At 45.2% G+C, this 405-nt stretch carries 1 protein-coding gene; it reads left to right on the top strand.

What is annotated here, in order from left to right; translation table 11 throughout:
- A partial coding sequence (locus E5331_RS20130) for a transposase (RefSeq protein ID WP_168355331.1) occupies positions 1-392 on the top strand: 392 nt, incomplete at its 5' end.
- Positions 393-405: the final 13 nt, after the last annotated feature.

The raw sequence follows: 405 nt of genomic DNA, 5'->3' as shown, positions 1-405 counted from the left end.
CGCAGAGCGGCAACCATGCTGACCTTTATGAGATTGAAAAGAGGATAGACGAACTTATGCAGCAGCTCAGGGAAGCGAGCATCCGTACTGACGGTCTTTTCTGCAATCTTGATGCCGGCTTTGACGGGAAGAGTCTCCGTACTGCACTTGACAGTCACAATGTCATTTCCAACGTATGCCCTAACCGAAGAAATGGAGGAGAGACTGAAGACGAATATCTGTTCGATGAGCAGATGTACAGTGAACGCTGGATTGTGGAAAGAACAAACGCCTGGATGGATGGCTTCAAGTCCATCCTCACACGATTCGACACAACCGTTTCCAGTTGGAAAGGTTGGAATTATCTGGCCTTCATCGTTATTTTCCTTAAAAAAATTCACAAATCAAAATAGTTTAGACAACTTC

The sequence above is a fragment of the Lepagella muris genome, from assembly GCF_004793975.1.
GTDB lineage: Bacteria > Bacteroidota > Bacteroidia > Bacteroidales > Muribaculaceae > Lepagella > Lepagella muris.
This window is presented reverse-complemented; position numbering and strand designations above follow the sequence as displayed.